This is a genomic window from Roseococcus sp. SYP-B2431 (assembly GCF_004336745.1).
GTDB lineage: Bacteria > Pseudomonadota > Alphaproteobacteria > Acetobacterales > Acetobacteraceae > Roseococcus.
On record NZ_SJXD01000026.1, the window covers coordinates 111,563 to 123,461 of the forward strand.

Genomic DNA, 11,899 nt, shown 5'->3' on the forward strand with positions numbered 1-11,899 from the left:
GCTAAGCCAAATCGAAGCGGTCGAGATTCATGACCTTCGTCCAGGCGGACGCGAAGTCCTTCACGAACTTCTCCTTCGCGTCGCCCTGGGCATAGACCTCGGCCAGCGAGCGCAACACCGAGTTCGAGCCGAAGATCAGATCGGCGCGGGTCGCCGTCCACCTCGCCGCGCCGGTGGCGCGGTCGGTGCCGTCGAACAGCGTCTTCTCCTCGTTGCTCGGCTTCCACTCGGTCGCCATGTCGAGCAGGTTGACGACGACCTCGTTGGTCAGCGCGCCCGGCCGATTGGTCAGCACGCCATGCGCCGTGCCGCCGGTGTTGATGTTGATGGCGCGCAGGCCCATCACGAGCACCGTCATCTCCGGCGCGGTGAGCGTCAGCTGCTGCGCCTTGTCGACCAGCATCACCTCGGCCGGCACGGGTACGCCCGGCCGCTCGAAGTTGCGGAACCCGTCCGCCACCGGCTCCATCACGTCGAAGGCCTCGATGTCGGTCTGCGCCTGGGTCGCGTCGGTGCGGCCCGGCGAGAAGGGCAGGCTCATCTCGACCCCGCCCGCGCGCGCCGCCCGCTCCACGCCCGCATCGCCCGCGAGCACGATCAGGTCGGCGAGCGAGACCTTCTTGCCGTCCTTGGCTTCCTGCCCGAACTCGAACTGCACGCGCTCCAGCGCCTTGAGCACCTTCGCGAGCTGCTCGGGCTGGTTCGCGTCCCAGTCCTTCTGCGGCGCGAGGCGGAGGCGCGCGCCGTTGGCGCCGCCGCGCTTGTCGCCGTGGCGATAGGTGGACGCCGAGGCCCAGGCCGTGCCGACCAGCTCGGACACGCTCAGCCCAGTGTCGAGGATCTTCGCCTTCAGCGCCGCCGCGTCATCGGCGTCGATCAGGGGATGATCCGCATCCGGCACCGGGTCCTGCCAGACCAGGACCTCCTTCGGCACCTCGGGCCCGAGATAGCGCACGCGCGGCCCCATGTCGCGATGGGTCAGCTTGAACCAGGCGCGCGCGAAGGCCTCGGCGAAGGCTTGCGGATTGTGCAGGAAGCGGCGCGAGATCTTCTCGTATTCCGGGTCCATGCGCAGCGACAGGTCGGTAGTGAGCATGGTCGGCTTCTTCTTCTTCGAGGGATCGAAGGGGTCGGGGATGACGTCCGGGGCGTCCTTCGCCTCCCACTGGATCGCGCCGGCGGGGCTGCGCGTCTGCACCCATTCGAACTTGAAGAGGTTCTCGAAGAAGAAGTTGCTCCACTGCGTCGGCGTCTGCGTCCAGGTCACCTCGATGCCGGAGCTGATCGTGTCCGCGCCGTGGCCGGTGCCGTAGCCGCTGGTCCAGCCGAAGCCCTGCGCCTCGATCGGCCCGCCCTCGGGCTCCGGGCCCTTGTGCGATTCGGCGGCCGCGCCGTGCGTCTTGCCGAAGGTATGGCCGCCGCCGATGAGCGCGACGGTCTCCTCGTCGTTCATCGCCATACGCTTGAAGGTCTCGCGGATGAAATGCGCCGCCGAGACAGGATCGCCATTCGCGCCCGGCCCTTCCGGGTTCACGTAGATCAGCCCCATCTCGGTGGCGCCGAGCGGCGCGCCGAAGTCGTCCAGGGGACGATGCTGCAGCCAAGCCGTCTCCAGGCCCCAGTTCACGTCGAGGTCGGGCTCCCAGACATCCTCGCGCCCGCCGCCGTAGCCGAAGGTGCGGAAGCCCATGGTCTCCAGCGCGACGTTGCCGGCGAGGATGAAGAGGTCGGCCCAGGAGATCTGCTGGCCGTACTTCTGCTTGATCGGCCAGAGCAGGCGGCGCGACTTGTCGATGTTGACGTTGTCCGGCCAGGAGTTGAGCGGCGCGAAGCGCTGCTGCCCGCGCCCGCCGCCGCCGCGCCCGTCGGCGAGGCGATAGGTGCCGGCGGAATGCCACGCCATGCGGACCATCTGCGGGCCGTAATGGCCGAAATCGGCGGGCCACCAGATCTGCGAGTCCGTCATCAGTGCGCGCAGGTCGGCCTTCAGAGCCTCGTAGTCGAGCTTCTTGAATTCCTCACGATAGTCGAAGCCCTTGCCGAGCGGATCGGACCTGGAGGAATGCTGGTTCAGCAGGTCCACGCGCAGCGAGCTGGGCCACCAATGCGAGCTGTTGGTGCCGCCGCCGATGGTAAACTTGCTGGCACCATGGCCAAATGGGCATTTGGCGGTTCCCTGCCCCTGATCTCCGTCCATTCTTCTCTCCAACCTCTGCCGTGTTGCGGCCCTTGCGGACCAGACCACTTCGCATCCGCCCCAAAAGGCGCGGCCGGGACACGATGAATGTATCCCTGCCCAGGCGCTCCCTCCGCCCGGAATTGCCAAGCGGGGCAAGCTTGCCCTCCGGCAAATCCTACGGTCCAATGAATTATTCTATTTCAGATGATCGTTTCCTTGGATGATCCTGCCGTCCCCCCAACAACTTCGCTATCTGACCGCGCTCGCCGATCACGGGCATTTCGGCCGTGCCGCCACCGCCTGCGCGGTCACGCAATCCACCCTCTCCGCCGGCATCCTGGCGCTGGAGCGGCAGCTCGACACCGCCCTGATCGAGCGCGGCGCCACCAAGCGGCCGGTCTTCACGCCGATCGGGCTCGAGGTCGTGGCCCGGGCGCGCTCGGCGCTCGCGGCGCTGGAGGCGGTGGCCGAGACGGCGGCCTCCTCGCGCGACCCGCTCTCCGGGCCGCTGCGGCTCGGCGTGATCCCGACCGTCGGTCCTTTCCTGCTGCCGCGGCTCATGCCGGCGTTGCGCGCGGCCTTCCCGCGCCTCAAGCTCTACCTGCGCGAGGACATGACCGAGCGGCTGATGGCGCAGCTGGACGGCGGCAAGCTGGACCTGCTGCTGCTGGCCCTGCCCTGCGACTGCGCGGCCGCCGAGATCGAGCCCATCGCGCCCGATCCCTTCCTCCTCGCCATGCCGGGGAACCACCGGCTCGCCCAGCTGCCGCAGGTGCCGATGGGCGCGCTGGCCGGCGAGCGCATCCTCCTGCTCGAGGACGGGCATTGCCTGCGCGCCCAGGCCCAGGAGGCCTGCGGCCTCCCGCGCGGCCTCTCCACCGAGGGCTTCGCCGCCACCTCGCTGCACACGCTGGTGCAGATGGTGGCGGGCGGGCTCGGCCTCACCCTGCTTCCGCGCCTGGCGGTGGAAGGCGGCGTGCTGGGCGGCACCGACCTCGTGGTGCGCCCCGTGGCCCCCGATACGCCGGGCGAGTCGACGCCCTCGCGCACCCTCGCCTTGGCCTGGCGCCCGCGCAGCCCGCGCGCGACGGAGTTCCGCTCCCTGGCGCCGGCCATCGCGGAGGGGGTAGGCTGAGCCCATGGATTTCGGACGAATTCTCGGCGCCGTGCTGGGCGGCGCCACGCAGCGGCCGCGGGCGCGCGCCACGCGACGCGGGACCGGCCCTCTCGGCATGAACCAGACGCAGACCCGGCAGGCCGGCCGGGCGATCGGCACCCTCGCCACCATCGCCATCGAGGCGCTGTCCCGGCCCTCCGCGCCGGCGCCCCGCCCCTATCCCCAGGAACCTCCCCAGGATCCCGCCGGGCGCCGGCCGCCGCGCCGCATCCCCGACGTCGCGCCGCGCGAGCCGCCGGCCAGGGTGGAGCTCTCCGCCTCCGTGGAGACGGCCGAGTCGCGGCTCCTGCTGCGCGCCATGATCGCCGCCGCCCGGGCGGACGGCGCAGTGGACCGGGAGGAGCGGGCAGCCATCTCCAGGCAGCTCGACGCCGCCGGGCTCACGGCGGCCGAGCGCGACCGCGTCCTCGCCGATTTCGACCGCCCCGCGAGCATCGGGGAGCTGGCCGCCGGCGCGCGCGATCCGATGCTCGCCGCGCAGCTCTACGCCGCCGCCTTCGGCGCCGCGGGCGAGCTCAGCCCGGAGGAGCGGGCTTGGCTGGACCGGCTCGGGGTGGCACTGAAGCTGGACAAGGCCGCGATCGCGGCGATCGAACAAAGGCTGGGGAGCTAGAATGTTCACGCTGACCGACGCACAGGCGCGCCTCCGGGATTCCGCCCGCGAACTCGCGCAGGAGGCTGCCGCCCAGGCCGCCGAGACGGACCGCAGCCTGCAATATCCCTGGCCCATGGTCCGTCGCATGACGGAGGCGGGCTTCATGGGCCTGACCATCCCGCGCGAATGGGGCGGCCGGGGCGGCTCCTATCTGGACGCGGTGCTCCTGGTCGAGGAGATGGCCAAGGCCTGCGCCGTCTGCGGCCGCATCGCCGTCGAGGCCAATATGGGCGCGATCGGCGCCGTCATGGCCTATGGCACGGAGGACCAGAAGCGCATCGCCGCGGAACTCGTGCTGGCCGGCGACAAGCCCGCCATCTGCATCACCGAGCCGGAGGCGGGCTCCGCCGCCGGCGAGATGACCACCACCGCCGTCCGCAAGGGCGACAGGTGGATCATCAACGGCGTGAAGCACTGGATCACGGGCGGCGGCGTCTCGCGCCTGCACCTCATCTTCGCCCGCGCCATCGAGGACGGCGTGGACCAGGGGATCGGCGGTTTCCTCGTCGTGCGCAACGGCGAGAACGATCCGGCGCAGCTCGTCGTGAAGCGGCGCATCCCGTCCATGGGCCTTTGCGGCATGCCCGAGGCGGAGCTGCACTTTTCCGAGCTCGAAGTGCCGGACACGATGGTCCTCCGTGCCCCGGGTGGGTTCAAGCGCGGCTTCGGCAAGCTGATGGACGCCTATAACGGCCAGCGCGTCGGCGCGGCCACGGCCGCCCTGGGCATCGCGGCCGGCGCCTATGACCATGCGCTCACCTTCGTGCAGCAGCGCCGCCAGTTCGGCCGGCCGATCGCGGAGTTCCAGGGCCTCGGCTGGATGCTGGCCGACATGTCCATCAAGCTGGAGGCGAGCCGCGCGCTCATCTGGCAGGCCGCGGCCTCCGCCGGTCCGAACGGCTTCCCGGACCGGCTGATGGCCGCCCGCGCCAAGGTGCTGGCCGCCGACAGCGCGGTGGAGGTGACCAACGCGGCGCTGCAGCTCTGGGGCGCGGCGGGCTATTCGCGCGAGAACCCGATGGAGCGCGCCGTGCGCGACGCACGGATGTTCCCGATCGCGGGCGGAACCGCGCAGATCCTGCGCAACCAGGTGGCCGAGCAGCTCCTGGGCCGCAAGCTGCCGCAGACGCGGGATGGCATGTTGCGGCTGGCCATGGCCGAAGAGGCTAAGCTGGCGGCGGAGTAGGACAGGATCCGTTGGCGGCGAATCGTCCCTCAAGGAAACCGGCGCCGATCAGGCGCCAGGCACGGCCGCGCCGCCCTTCTCGTTCTGCAGCCGCAGCTCGTCACGGATCTCGCGCAGCAGCACCTCCTGCGCGGGCGGGCCGGCCTTCTTGCCCGCCTCGAGGCCGACGCGCGTCAGCACCTTGATCAGCCAGAAGACCGCGAAGCCCACGATCAGGAACTTGATGATCGCGTTGATGAAGCGGCCAATGGCCAGCACGGCCGCGCCGCCCTCGCGGGTTGCTTCCAGCGTCGGCCGGCGCTCGCCCACGATGACGACGAAGAGGTTCGAGAAGTCGATCCCGCCCAGCAGCAGGCCGAGCAGCGGGTTCAGCAGATCCTCCACCATGGAGCTGACGACGGCGGTGAAGGCCGCGCCGATCACCAGGCCCACCGCGAGGTCGATGACGTTGCCCCGCATGATGAAGGCCTTGAAGTCCTTCAGCCATTGCGGCTGGGAGATGTTGATGGGGGCTTGCATGGCGTGCTCTCCGCGAAGGTTCGAAGCATTCCAGCGGATGGGCCGTGACCGGCGCAAGCGATGGATTTGCCGCGCGGCCCGCGCGCGGGCATGAGGCGGGCATGACCCGCCCGCCGATCGACCAGCAGATCACCTTCCTCTACGCCGAGGACGCCGAGGCCTCCTGGCGCTTCTACGAGGAAGTGATGGAGCTGCCGCTCGTCCAGGACCAGGGCATGGTGCGCATCTATGCCGTCGAGGGCGGCGCCGGCGGCGGCCGGGCCTTTCTGGGCGTCTGCCGCGCGCGCGGCCCCCGCCTCTTCGACGATCCGCGCCTCGCCGGCGGCGTGATCTTGACCCTGGTAACCCAGGAGGTGGAGGACTGGCACGCCTTCCTGACGGAAAAGGGCCTCGACATGCCGCCGCCGGTCTATTCCGAGGCGCATGGCATCACGCATTTCTTCTTTTCCGATCCGGCCGGCTACACGCTGGAGGTCCAGCGGTTCGAGCGGGCCGGCTGGCCGGGCCAGCGTCCCGCGATTCCGCCTGCGGCGGTCATGCCCTAGCCTTCCGAAAGACGCCGCAGCATTTCGAGGAGGCTCGCCCTCTCCTCCGCGCTCAGCGCCGCCGTCAGCGCCTCGTTGGCGCGCTGGCCGGCTGCCTGGGCCTCGCGCAGCAGCGCCTCGCCCTCGGGGGTGATGGTGAGGACGCGCATGCGGCGGTCCATCGGATCGGCCGAGGTGCAGATCAGTCCGCGCTCGATCAGCCGGCGCACGACGCCCTGGACCGTCGCGGAATCCATGGCCGCCGCCCGGCCGAGATGATTCTGCGTGGCCCGCCCGAGTTCCGAGAGCCGCACCAGCGTCGCGAATTGCGGACCCGTCACGCCCAGGCCGGCCGAGCATTCCTGGAACAGCGACTGGTAGCGCTGGTGCGCCCGCCGGAGCAGATGCCCTGCCGAGGCGTCGAGCCTGTAGGCCGCCCTGGTCCGGGGCTGCTGCAAAGGCGAGGCTTCGTCGCAGATCTCGCTCATGAATCCCGGCTTTCCATGCACTTCGTCGCCCGGGGCGGCGCTGCAAGTCAAGCATAGATGACTGCAGTTTTGCCGGTCAGAACCATTGCACGCAAAGGCACGACTCTTTATCGGTAAGCGATCCGCCGTTCGAGCGGAGCGAAACGGGAGAAATCGATGTCCGATTCCACGATCGGCAGCCGTCGCGGGCTGCTGAAGGCGACCGCCGTTGCCGCCACGGGCGCGGCCGTGCTGGCGACGCCCGGCGTCAGCCGCGCGCAGACCGTGACGCTGCGCTTCCAGTCCACCTGGCCGCAGCGCGACATCTTCCATGAATTCGCGCAGGACTATGTGACGCGCGTGAACAGCCTGGCCGGCAACCGCCTGCGCGTGGAGCTGCTCGCCGCCGGCGCCGTGGTCGGCGCCTTCCAGCTCCTGGACGCGGTGCATACCGGCACGCTCGACGGCGGCCACGGCGTCTCGGCCTATTGGTTCGGCCGCAACAAGGCCTTCAGCCTCTTCGGCACCACGCCCCCCTGGTTCGGCGACGCCAACCAGTTGCTCGGCTGGTTCTACTACGGCGGCGGCGAGGCGCTCTACAAGGAGCTGCTGACGGACGTGCTCCGCCTCAACGTCGCGGGCTTCATGTCCGGGCCGATGCCGACGCAGCCGCTCGGCTGGTTCCGCAATCCGATCGAGCGCGCCGACCAGGTGCGCGGCCTGCGCTACAGGACCGTCGGACTCGCGACCGACCTCTTCCAGGAAATGGGCGCGGCCGTCGTGGCGCTGCCGGGCGGCGAGATCGTCCCGGCGCTGGAGCGCGGCGTCATCGACGCGGCGGAGTTCAACAACCCCTCCTCCGACCGCGTGCTCGGCTTCCCCGACGTCGCCAAGAACTTCTACATCCAGAGCTACCACCAGGCCGTCGAGTGCTTCGAGATCCTCTGGAACAAGACCAAGCTCGAGGCACTCCCGACGGAGCAGCAGGCCATCCTGCGGATCTGCGCCGAGGCCGCCTCGGCCGACATGTCCTGGAAGCTGCAGGACCGCTACTCGCGCGACCTGCTCGCCATGGCGCAGACCCAGGGCGTGAACGTGCGCCCGACGCCGCGCCCCATCCTCGACGCGCAGCTCCAGGCCTGGGACCGCGTGATCGCCAAGATGGAGGGGGACAACAGCACGCCCGCGAACGGCCCGCTCTTCAAGAAGATCTGCGACAGTCAGCGCGACTGGTGCCGTCGCGTGGGCAACTTCGAGCTGCGCTACCAGGTCAGCCCGGTCGTCTCCTACAATCACTTCTTTGCCCAGCGCTGAACCCGTTCCGGCTAGGCTTGCACGGCCCGGGGGCAACCCCGGGCCGATTTTCTGCCGAACTGGGGGAGGCGGGGCACCTTGACCGACAGCATCTTCACCGCCGGACTGGCCTGTCTCGTCGTGGCCGCGCTGATCGTGGGCATCGCCTTCTCCGGCAGCGCCCTGGTGGGCCGCGCGCTGCTCGCGGTGGACAGGCTGTCCACCCTCGTCGGGCAGACCTTCGCCTGGTGCATCCTGCTGCTGACCTTCGCCATCGCCTATGAGGTCGTCGCCCGGAAATTCTTCGCCGCGCCGACGAACTGGGGCTACGACAGCCAGTACATGCTCTACGGCGTCCTGTTCATGTTCGCCGGCGCCTATGCGCTGAGCCGCAACGGGCATGTCCGCGGCGACTTCCTCTACCGGATGATGTCCGCGCGGCGGCAGGCGATGCTCGACCTGCTGCTCTACATCCTGTTCTTCTTCCCCGCGATCTTCGCCTTCATGGTGGCCGGCTTCCATTTCTTCGAGCTGAGCCGGATGCAGAACGAGCACAGCATGTTCTCCCCTTCGGGCCCGATCATCTGGCCCTTCAAGGGCATCATCCCGGTCGTGGGCTTCCTCCTCCTGCTGCAGGGTCTCGTCGAGGTGGTGCGCTGCGTGCGCTGCATCCGCACCGGAGAATGGCCGCAGCGCCTCCACGACGTGGAGGAACTCGACCAGATCATCCTGGCGCAGGCCGCCGAGAAGTCCCCCGAGGAGCTCGCGCGCGAGCTCGCGCAGGGCGACGCCGTGCTCCACAAGGGACACTGACGCCAGATGATCTCTGATGCCGGCCTGGGCCTGACGCAGCTTCTCCTCTTCCTCTTCTTCATCCTCCTGGGCTTCCCCATCGCCTTCACGCTGATGGCGATGGGCCTCTTCTTCGGCTATCTCGGCATGGGCGACCGGGTCTTCGACCTGCTGATCCAGCGCACCTACGCGGTGATGAGCAGCGACGTGCTGATCTCCGTCCCGCTCTTCGTCTTCATGGGCTACATCATCGAGCGCGCGAACATCCTCGACCGGCTGTTCCGCTCGCTGCAGATGGCCTCGGGCAATATTCCCGGCAGCCTCGCGGTGGCGACGCTCGCCACCTGCGCGCTCTTCGCCACGGCCACCGGCATCGTGGGGGCGGTGGTGACGCTGATGGGGCTGCTCGCCTTTCCGGCCATGCTGCGCGCGGGCTACGACCCGAAGCTCGCGGCCGGCGTGGTCTGCGCGGGCGGCTGCCTGGGGATCCTGATCCCGCCCTCGATCATGCTGATCCTCTATGGCGCCACGGCCGGCGTCTCGGTCGTGCAGTTGTACGCCGCCGCCTTCCTGCCGGGCATCATGCTGGCCGGGCTCTACATCCTCTACGTGATCATCCTCGCCATCGTGAAGCCCAGCGTCGCGCCGCGCCTGCCGCCGGACGAAGTGAAGGTTCCTTTCCTCAAGCTGCTCTGGGCGCTCCTCACCAGCTTCTTCCCGCTCGCGCTGCTCATCGCCATGGTGCTGGGCGCGATCCTGATGGGGCTGGCCACGCCCTCCGAGGCGGCGGCGATGGGCAGCCTCGGCTCGATCGTCCTCGCCGTCGCCTACCGCGCCTTCTCCTTCGACAAGCTGAAGGAGAGCGTGTTCCTCACCGCGCGCACCAGCGCCATGGTCTGCTGGCTCTTCGTCGGCTCCTACATCTTCAGCTCGGTCTTCGGTTATCTGGGCGGCCAGGGCGTGGTGGAGGAATTCGTCAAGTCGCTGCCGCTCAACACCTTCACCTTCATGCTGCTCGCCCAGGCGATCGTGTTCATCCTGGGCTGGCCGCTGGAATGGACGGAGATCATCGTGATCTTCGTGCCGATCTTCCTGCCGCTGCTCGACGATTTCGGCGTGGACCCGATGTTCTTCGGCGTGATGATCGCGCTGAACCTGCAGACGAGCTTCCTCTCGCCGCCGGTGGCCATGGCCGCCTTCTACCTCAAGGGCGTGGCGCCCAAGCATGTGAAGATCGAGGACATCTTCCGGGGCTGCATGCCCTTCATCTACATCGTCGTCTTCACCATGCTGATGGTCTATATCGTCCCCGGAATCGTGACCTGGCTGCCGAACAAGCTCTACGGCGGCCAATCCGGCCCGCCCGCGATCCAGATGGATGCAGCGCCGGCGGGCGGCTTCCAGGAAGAAGAGATGCCCGAACTGCCTCCCCTGCAATGAGTGAGACCCCCGCCGCGCAAGCGGCGCAGTTCCTGGCCGAGGCCTGGACCTCCGGCGATCCCCTGGCCCCCTTCCCCGCCGGGCTGGCCCCCGTGGATGTCGCGGCCGGCGAGGCTGTCGCGGCCGAGCTGGTCGAGGCACTGGCCCTGCCCGTCTGCGGCCTGCGGCTCGCCCCCGCGCCGGACGGGCTGACGCTGCTCGCCGCGCCGATGCTCGAGCCGCGCATGCTGCGCGCGGGCACGCCCGTGGCGATGGCCGCGCTGCGGCATGCGCGCATCTCGGCCGGCCTCCTCGGCGTGCTCGCGGAGCCGCTGGAGGACGGGCCGCCCGTCTTCTCCGCCTTCCACCCGGTGATCGACATCGCGGCGAGCCGCTACGCCGCGCCCCAGGCCGATGCCGCGCATCAGGTCGCCGATCTCGGCGGGCTGGGATGGGTGATCGTGGGCAAGCGCTGGATCGGCGCGCTGCCGGAGGAAGGCGAGGCCCGCATCGGCCTGACCGGCGACCGGCCGCGGCCGCTGCGCGCGCCGCTGGCGGCGCTGATGCGGCAGGCCGGCGCGGCCGCCGCCAGATGGGGCGGGCTGCCGGCCGGCGCGGTGCTGGTGGTGACCGGGCTGGCGACGGGATCGCCGCCCCTCGCGGGCACGAAATGGGCGGCCGCGATTCCGCCCGTGGGGCGAATCTCCATCAGCCTCGGATGATGCGAGGGGCTCCGGCTCCTGAAGCCTATCGGATCGCGTAGACGTCGTAGCGCGGCCCGGTCGGCGGGCGCTGGCCGACGCCGACGGCGATCACCCGATTCAGCCAGGCGAGATCCGCCGCGCCCGTCGCGAAGCGGACCGCCACGCGGAAATAATACTCCGACGGCGGCACCGCCTCGCCGATGTTGAGCCGCTCCAGCACCTCCAGCGGGCCGGTGCGGATGCCGGTGTAATGCACATAGGCCAGGCTGCCGGATTCGGCCTCGATGGTGAGGCGCACGTCCATATGGGCCGTGCCGTCCGCCTCGACGCGCAGCCAGTCGGCGGCGGTTTCGCTCAGGACCCTGCCCCGGAGCCTGGGGCCGGTCACGGAGCCGCCCGTGACCTTGACGATGCGCAGGTCCATCCCGTCCGGACCCTTGCCGACCATCTGGGCCTTGCCCGTGGTCAGCTCCATCGTGAAGAGATGCTCGGAAACGAGCGGCAGCAGTTCAGCCATGCTTGGGTTCCTCCTGGAAGCCGAGCATGGCGCGCCGTCAGCGCTGGCGCCAGGGCAGCTCGCTCGCCTTCCAGCCTGCGGTCCGGCCGCGATGGCCCTCGCCGTCCACCGGCCCCTCGAAGCCGTCCGCCACGTTGAAGGCGTGCGGGAAACCCGCCGCCTGCGCGGCCTGCCCGGCCGCGAGGCTGCGCGCCCCCGAGCGGCAAAGGTAGTAGACCCGGCTGTCGGCGGTCACGCCGGCCTTGCGCAGATGTTCGGTGAAGTGGCCGTTGAGCTGCATGCCGGGAAACACCTGCCAGGGGATCAGCACCACCTGCTTGCCGAGGGGCGAGAGGTCGGGAACGCCGACGAAGTTCCATTCGGCATCGGTGCGGACATCGACCAGCACGGCTTGGGGATCGGATCCCAGCGCGGCCCAGGCCTCGGCGGGCGAAACATCAGGCACACCGGACATGGCTTGCTCCTCG

General features: G+C 69.7%; 13 protein-coding genes. 8 read left to right on the forward strand and 5 right to left on the reverse strand.

What is annotated here, in order from left to right; translation table 11 throughout:
* Position 1: 1 nt before the first annotated feature.
* Positions 2-2,197: a catalase/peroxidase HPI gene (gene katG, locus EJV46_RS14990; protein WP_131549504.1), complete on the reverse strand. Its 2,196-nt coding sequence runs from the start codon at positions 2,195-2,197 to the stop codon at positions 2-4.
* A 202-nt stretch (positions 2,198-2,399) separates the two neighbouring features.
* Here katG and EJV46_RS14995 point away from each other — a divergent pair, with 202 nt between their 5' ends.
* From EJV46_RS14995 to acdA, 3 genes are read left to right on the forward strand one after another with little or no spacing between them, the layout of a single operon-like run.
* On the forward strand, positions 2,400-3,314 hold the full coding sequence (locus EJV46_RS14995) for a hydrogen peroxide-inducible genes activator (protein ID WP_131549505.1): 915 nt from the start codon (positions 2,400-2,402) through the stop codon (positions 3,312-3,314).
* A 4-nt stretch (positions 3,315-3,318) separates the two neighbouring features.
* Positions 3,319-3,969 carry a DUF533 domain-containing protein gene (locus tag EJV46_RS15000; RefSeq protein ID WP_131549506.1) on the forward strand — a complete coding sequence of 217 codons (651 nt, stop codon included), beginning with the start codon at positions 3,319-3,321 and terminating at the stop codon, positions 3,967-3,969.
* A gap of 1 nt (position 3,970) precedes the next feature.
* Positions 3,971-5,197 carry a 3-sulfinopropanoyl-CoA desulfinase gene (gene acdA / locus EJV46_RS15005; RefSeq protein WP_131549507.1) on the forward strand — a complete coding sequence of 409 codons (1,227 nt, stop codon included), beginning with the start codon at positions 3,971-3,973 and terminating at the stop codon, positions 5,195-5,197.
* A gap of 48 nt (positions 5,198-5,245) precedes the next feature.
* Here acdA and mscL read toward each other — a convergent pair whose 3' ends face one another.
* Positions 5,246-5,716 carry a large conductance mechanosensitive channel protein MscL gene (mscL, locus tag EJV46_RS15010; protein ID WP_131549508.1) on the reverse strand — a complete coding sequence of 157 codons (471 nt, stop codon included), beginning with the start codon at positions 5,714-5,716 and terminating at the stop codon, positions 5,246-5,248.
* Positions 5,717-5,817: 101 nt separating this feature from the next.
* Between mscL and EJV46_RS15015 the strand changes: the two genes are divergently transcribed.
* Positions 5,818-6,261, forward strand: a complete 444-nt coding sequence (locus tag EJV46_RS15015) for a VOC family protein (protein WP_131549509.1) — start codon at positions 5,818-5,820, stop codon at positions 6,259-6,261.
* Here the strand turns inward: EJV46_RS15015 and EJV46_RS15020 are convergent.
* Positions 6,258-6,728 carry a MarR family winged helix-turn-helix transcriptional regulator gene (locus EJV46_RS15020; protein ID WP_131549510.1) on the reverse strand — a complete coding sequence of 157 codons (471 nt, stop codon included), beginning with the start codon at positions 6,726-6,728 and terminating at the stop codon, positions 6,258-6,260. The two genes, EJV46_RS15015 and EJV46_RS15020, sit on opposite strands and share 4 nt — an antisense overlap.
* A gap of 156 nt (positions 6,729-6,884) precedes the next feature.
* Here EJV46_RS15020 and EJV46_RS15025 point away from each other — a divergent pair, with 156 nt between their 5' ends.
* The 4 genes from EJV46_RS15025 (at position 6,885) to EJV46_RS15040 (ending at position 10,933) form a co-directional block, all read left to right on the forward strand.
* Entirely contained in the window at positions 6,885-8,021 is a 1,137-nt protein-coding gene (locus EJV46_RS15025; RefSeq protein WP_131549511.1) for a TRAP transporter substrate-binding protein, read from the forward strand.
* A gap of 78 nt (positions 8,022-8,099) precedes the next feature.
* Positions 8,100-8,813, forward strand: a complete 714-nt coding sequence (locus tag EJV46_RS15030) for a TRAP transporter small permease subunit (RefSeq protein WP_240782577.1) — start codon at positions 8,100-8,102, stop codon at positions 8,811-8,813.
* Between the two features lie 6 nt (positions 8,814-8,819).
* Entirely contained in the window at positions 8,820-10,232 is a 1,413-nt protein-coding gene (locus tag EJV46_RS15035; RefSeq protein WP_131549512.1) for a TRAP transporter large permease subunit, read from the forward strand.
* Entirely contained in the window at positions 10,229-10,933 is a 705-nt protein-coding gene (locus EJV46_RS15040; protein WP_131549513.1) for a hypothetical protein, read from the forward strand. Before EJV46_RS15035 ends, EJV46_RS15040 begins: the two co-directional genes overlap by 4 nt.
* A 25-nt stretch (positions 10,934-10,958) precedes the next feature.
* Here the strand turns inward: EJV46_RS15040 and EJV46_RS15045 are convergent, their stop codons facing one another.
* Positions 10,959-11,432, reverse strand: a complete 474-nt coding sequence (locus EJV46_RS15045) for a DUF3237 domain-containing protein (protein ID WP_131549514.1) — start codon at positions 11,430-11,432, stop codon at positions 10,959-10,961.
* A gap of 37 nt (positions 11,433-11,469) precedes the next feature.
* Positions 11,470-11,886, reverse strand: coding sequence for a rhodanese-like domain-containing protein (locus tag EJV46_RS15050; RefSeq protein ID WP_131549515.1), 417 nt, complete (start codon positions 11,884-11,886; stop codon positions 11,470-11,472).
* Between the last annotated feature and the right edge of the window lie 13 nt (positions 11,887-11,899).

What these genes read in the sequence shown, in the direction of transcription:
- katG (WP_131549504.1), bottom strand. Translation starts at nt 2,197, where the DNA reads ATGGACGGAGATCAGGGGCAGGGAACCGCCAAATGCCCATTTGGCCAT.
- EJV46_RS14995 (WP_131549505.1), top strand. Translation starts at nt 2,400, where the DNA reads ATGATCCTGCCGTCCCCCCAACAACTTCGCTATCTGACCGCGCTCGCC.
- EJV46_RS15000 (WP_131549506.1), top strand. Translation starts at nt 3,319, where the DNA reads ATGGATTTCGGACGAATTCTCGGCGCCGTGCTGGGCGGCGCCACGCAG.
- acdA (WP_131549507.1), top strand. Translation starts at nt 3,971, where the DNA reads ATGTTCACGCTGACCGACGCACAGGCGCGCCTCCGGGATTCCGCCCGC.
- mscL (WP_131549508.1), bottom strand. Translation starts at nt 5,716, where the DNA reads ATGCAAGCCCCCATCAACATCTCCCAGCCGCAATGGCTGAAGGACTTC.
- EJV46_RS15015 (WP_131549509.1), top strand. Translation starts at nt 5,818, where the DNA reads ATGACCCGCCCGCCGATCGACCAGCAGATCACCTTCCTCTACGCCGAG.
- EJV46_RS15020 (WP_131549510.1), bottom strand. Translation starts at nt 6,728, where the DNA reads ATGAGCGAGATCTGCGACGAAGCCTCGCCTTTGCAGCAGCCCCGGACC.
- EJV46_RS15025 (WP_131549511.1), top strand. Translation starts at nt 6,885, where the DNA reads ATGTCCGATTCCACGATCGGCAGCCGTCGCGGGCTGCTGAAGGCGACC.
- EJV46_RS15035 (WP_131549512.1), top strand. Translation starts at nt 8,820, where the DNA reads ATGATCTCTGATGCCGGCCTGGGCCTGACGCAGCTTCTCCTCTTCCTC.
- EJV46_RS15040 (WP_131549513.1), top strand. Translation starts at nt 10,229, where the DNA reads ATGAGTGAGACCCCCGCCGCGCAAGCGGCGCAGTTCCTGGCCGAGGCC.
- EJV46_RS15045 (WP_131549514.1), bottom strand. Translation starts at nt 11,432, where the DNA reads ATGGCTGAACTGCTGCCGCTCGTTTCCGAGCATCTCTTCACGATGGAG.
- EJV46_RS15050 (WP_131549515.1), bottom strand. Translation starts at nt 11,886, where the DNA reads ATGTCCGGTGTGCCTGATGTTTCGCCCGCCGAGGCCTGGGCCGCGCTG.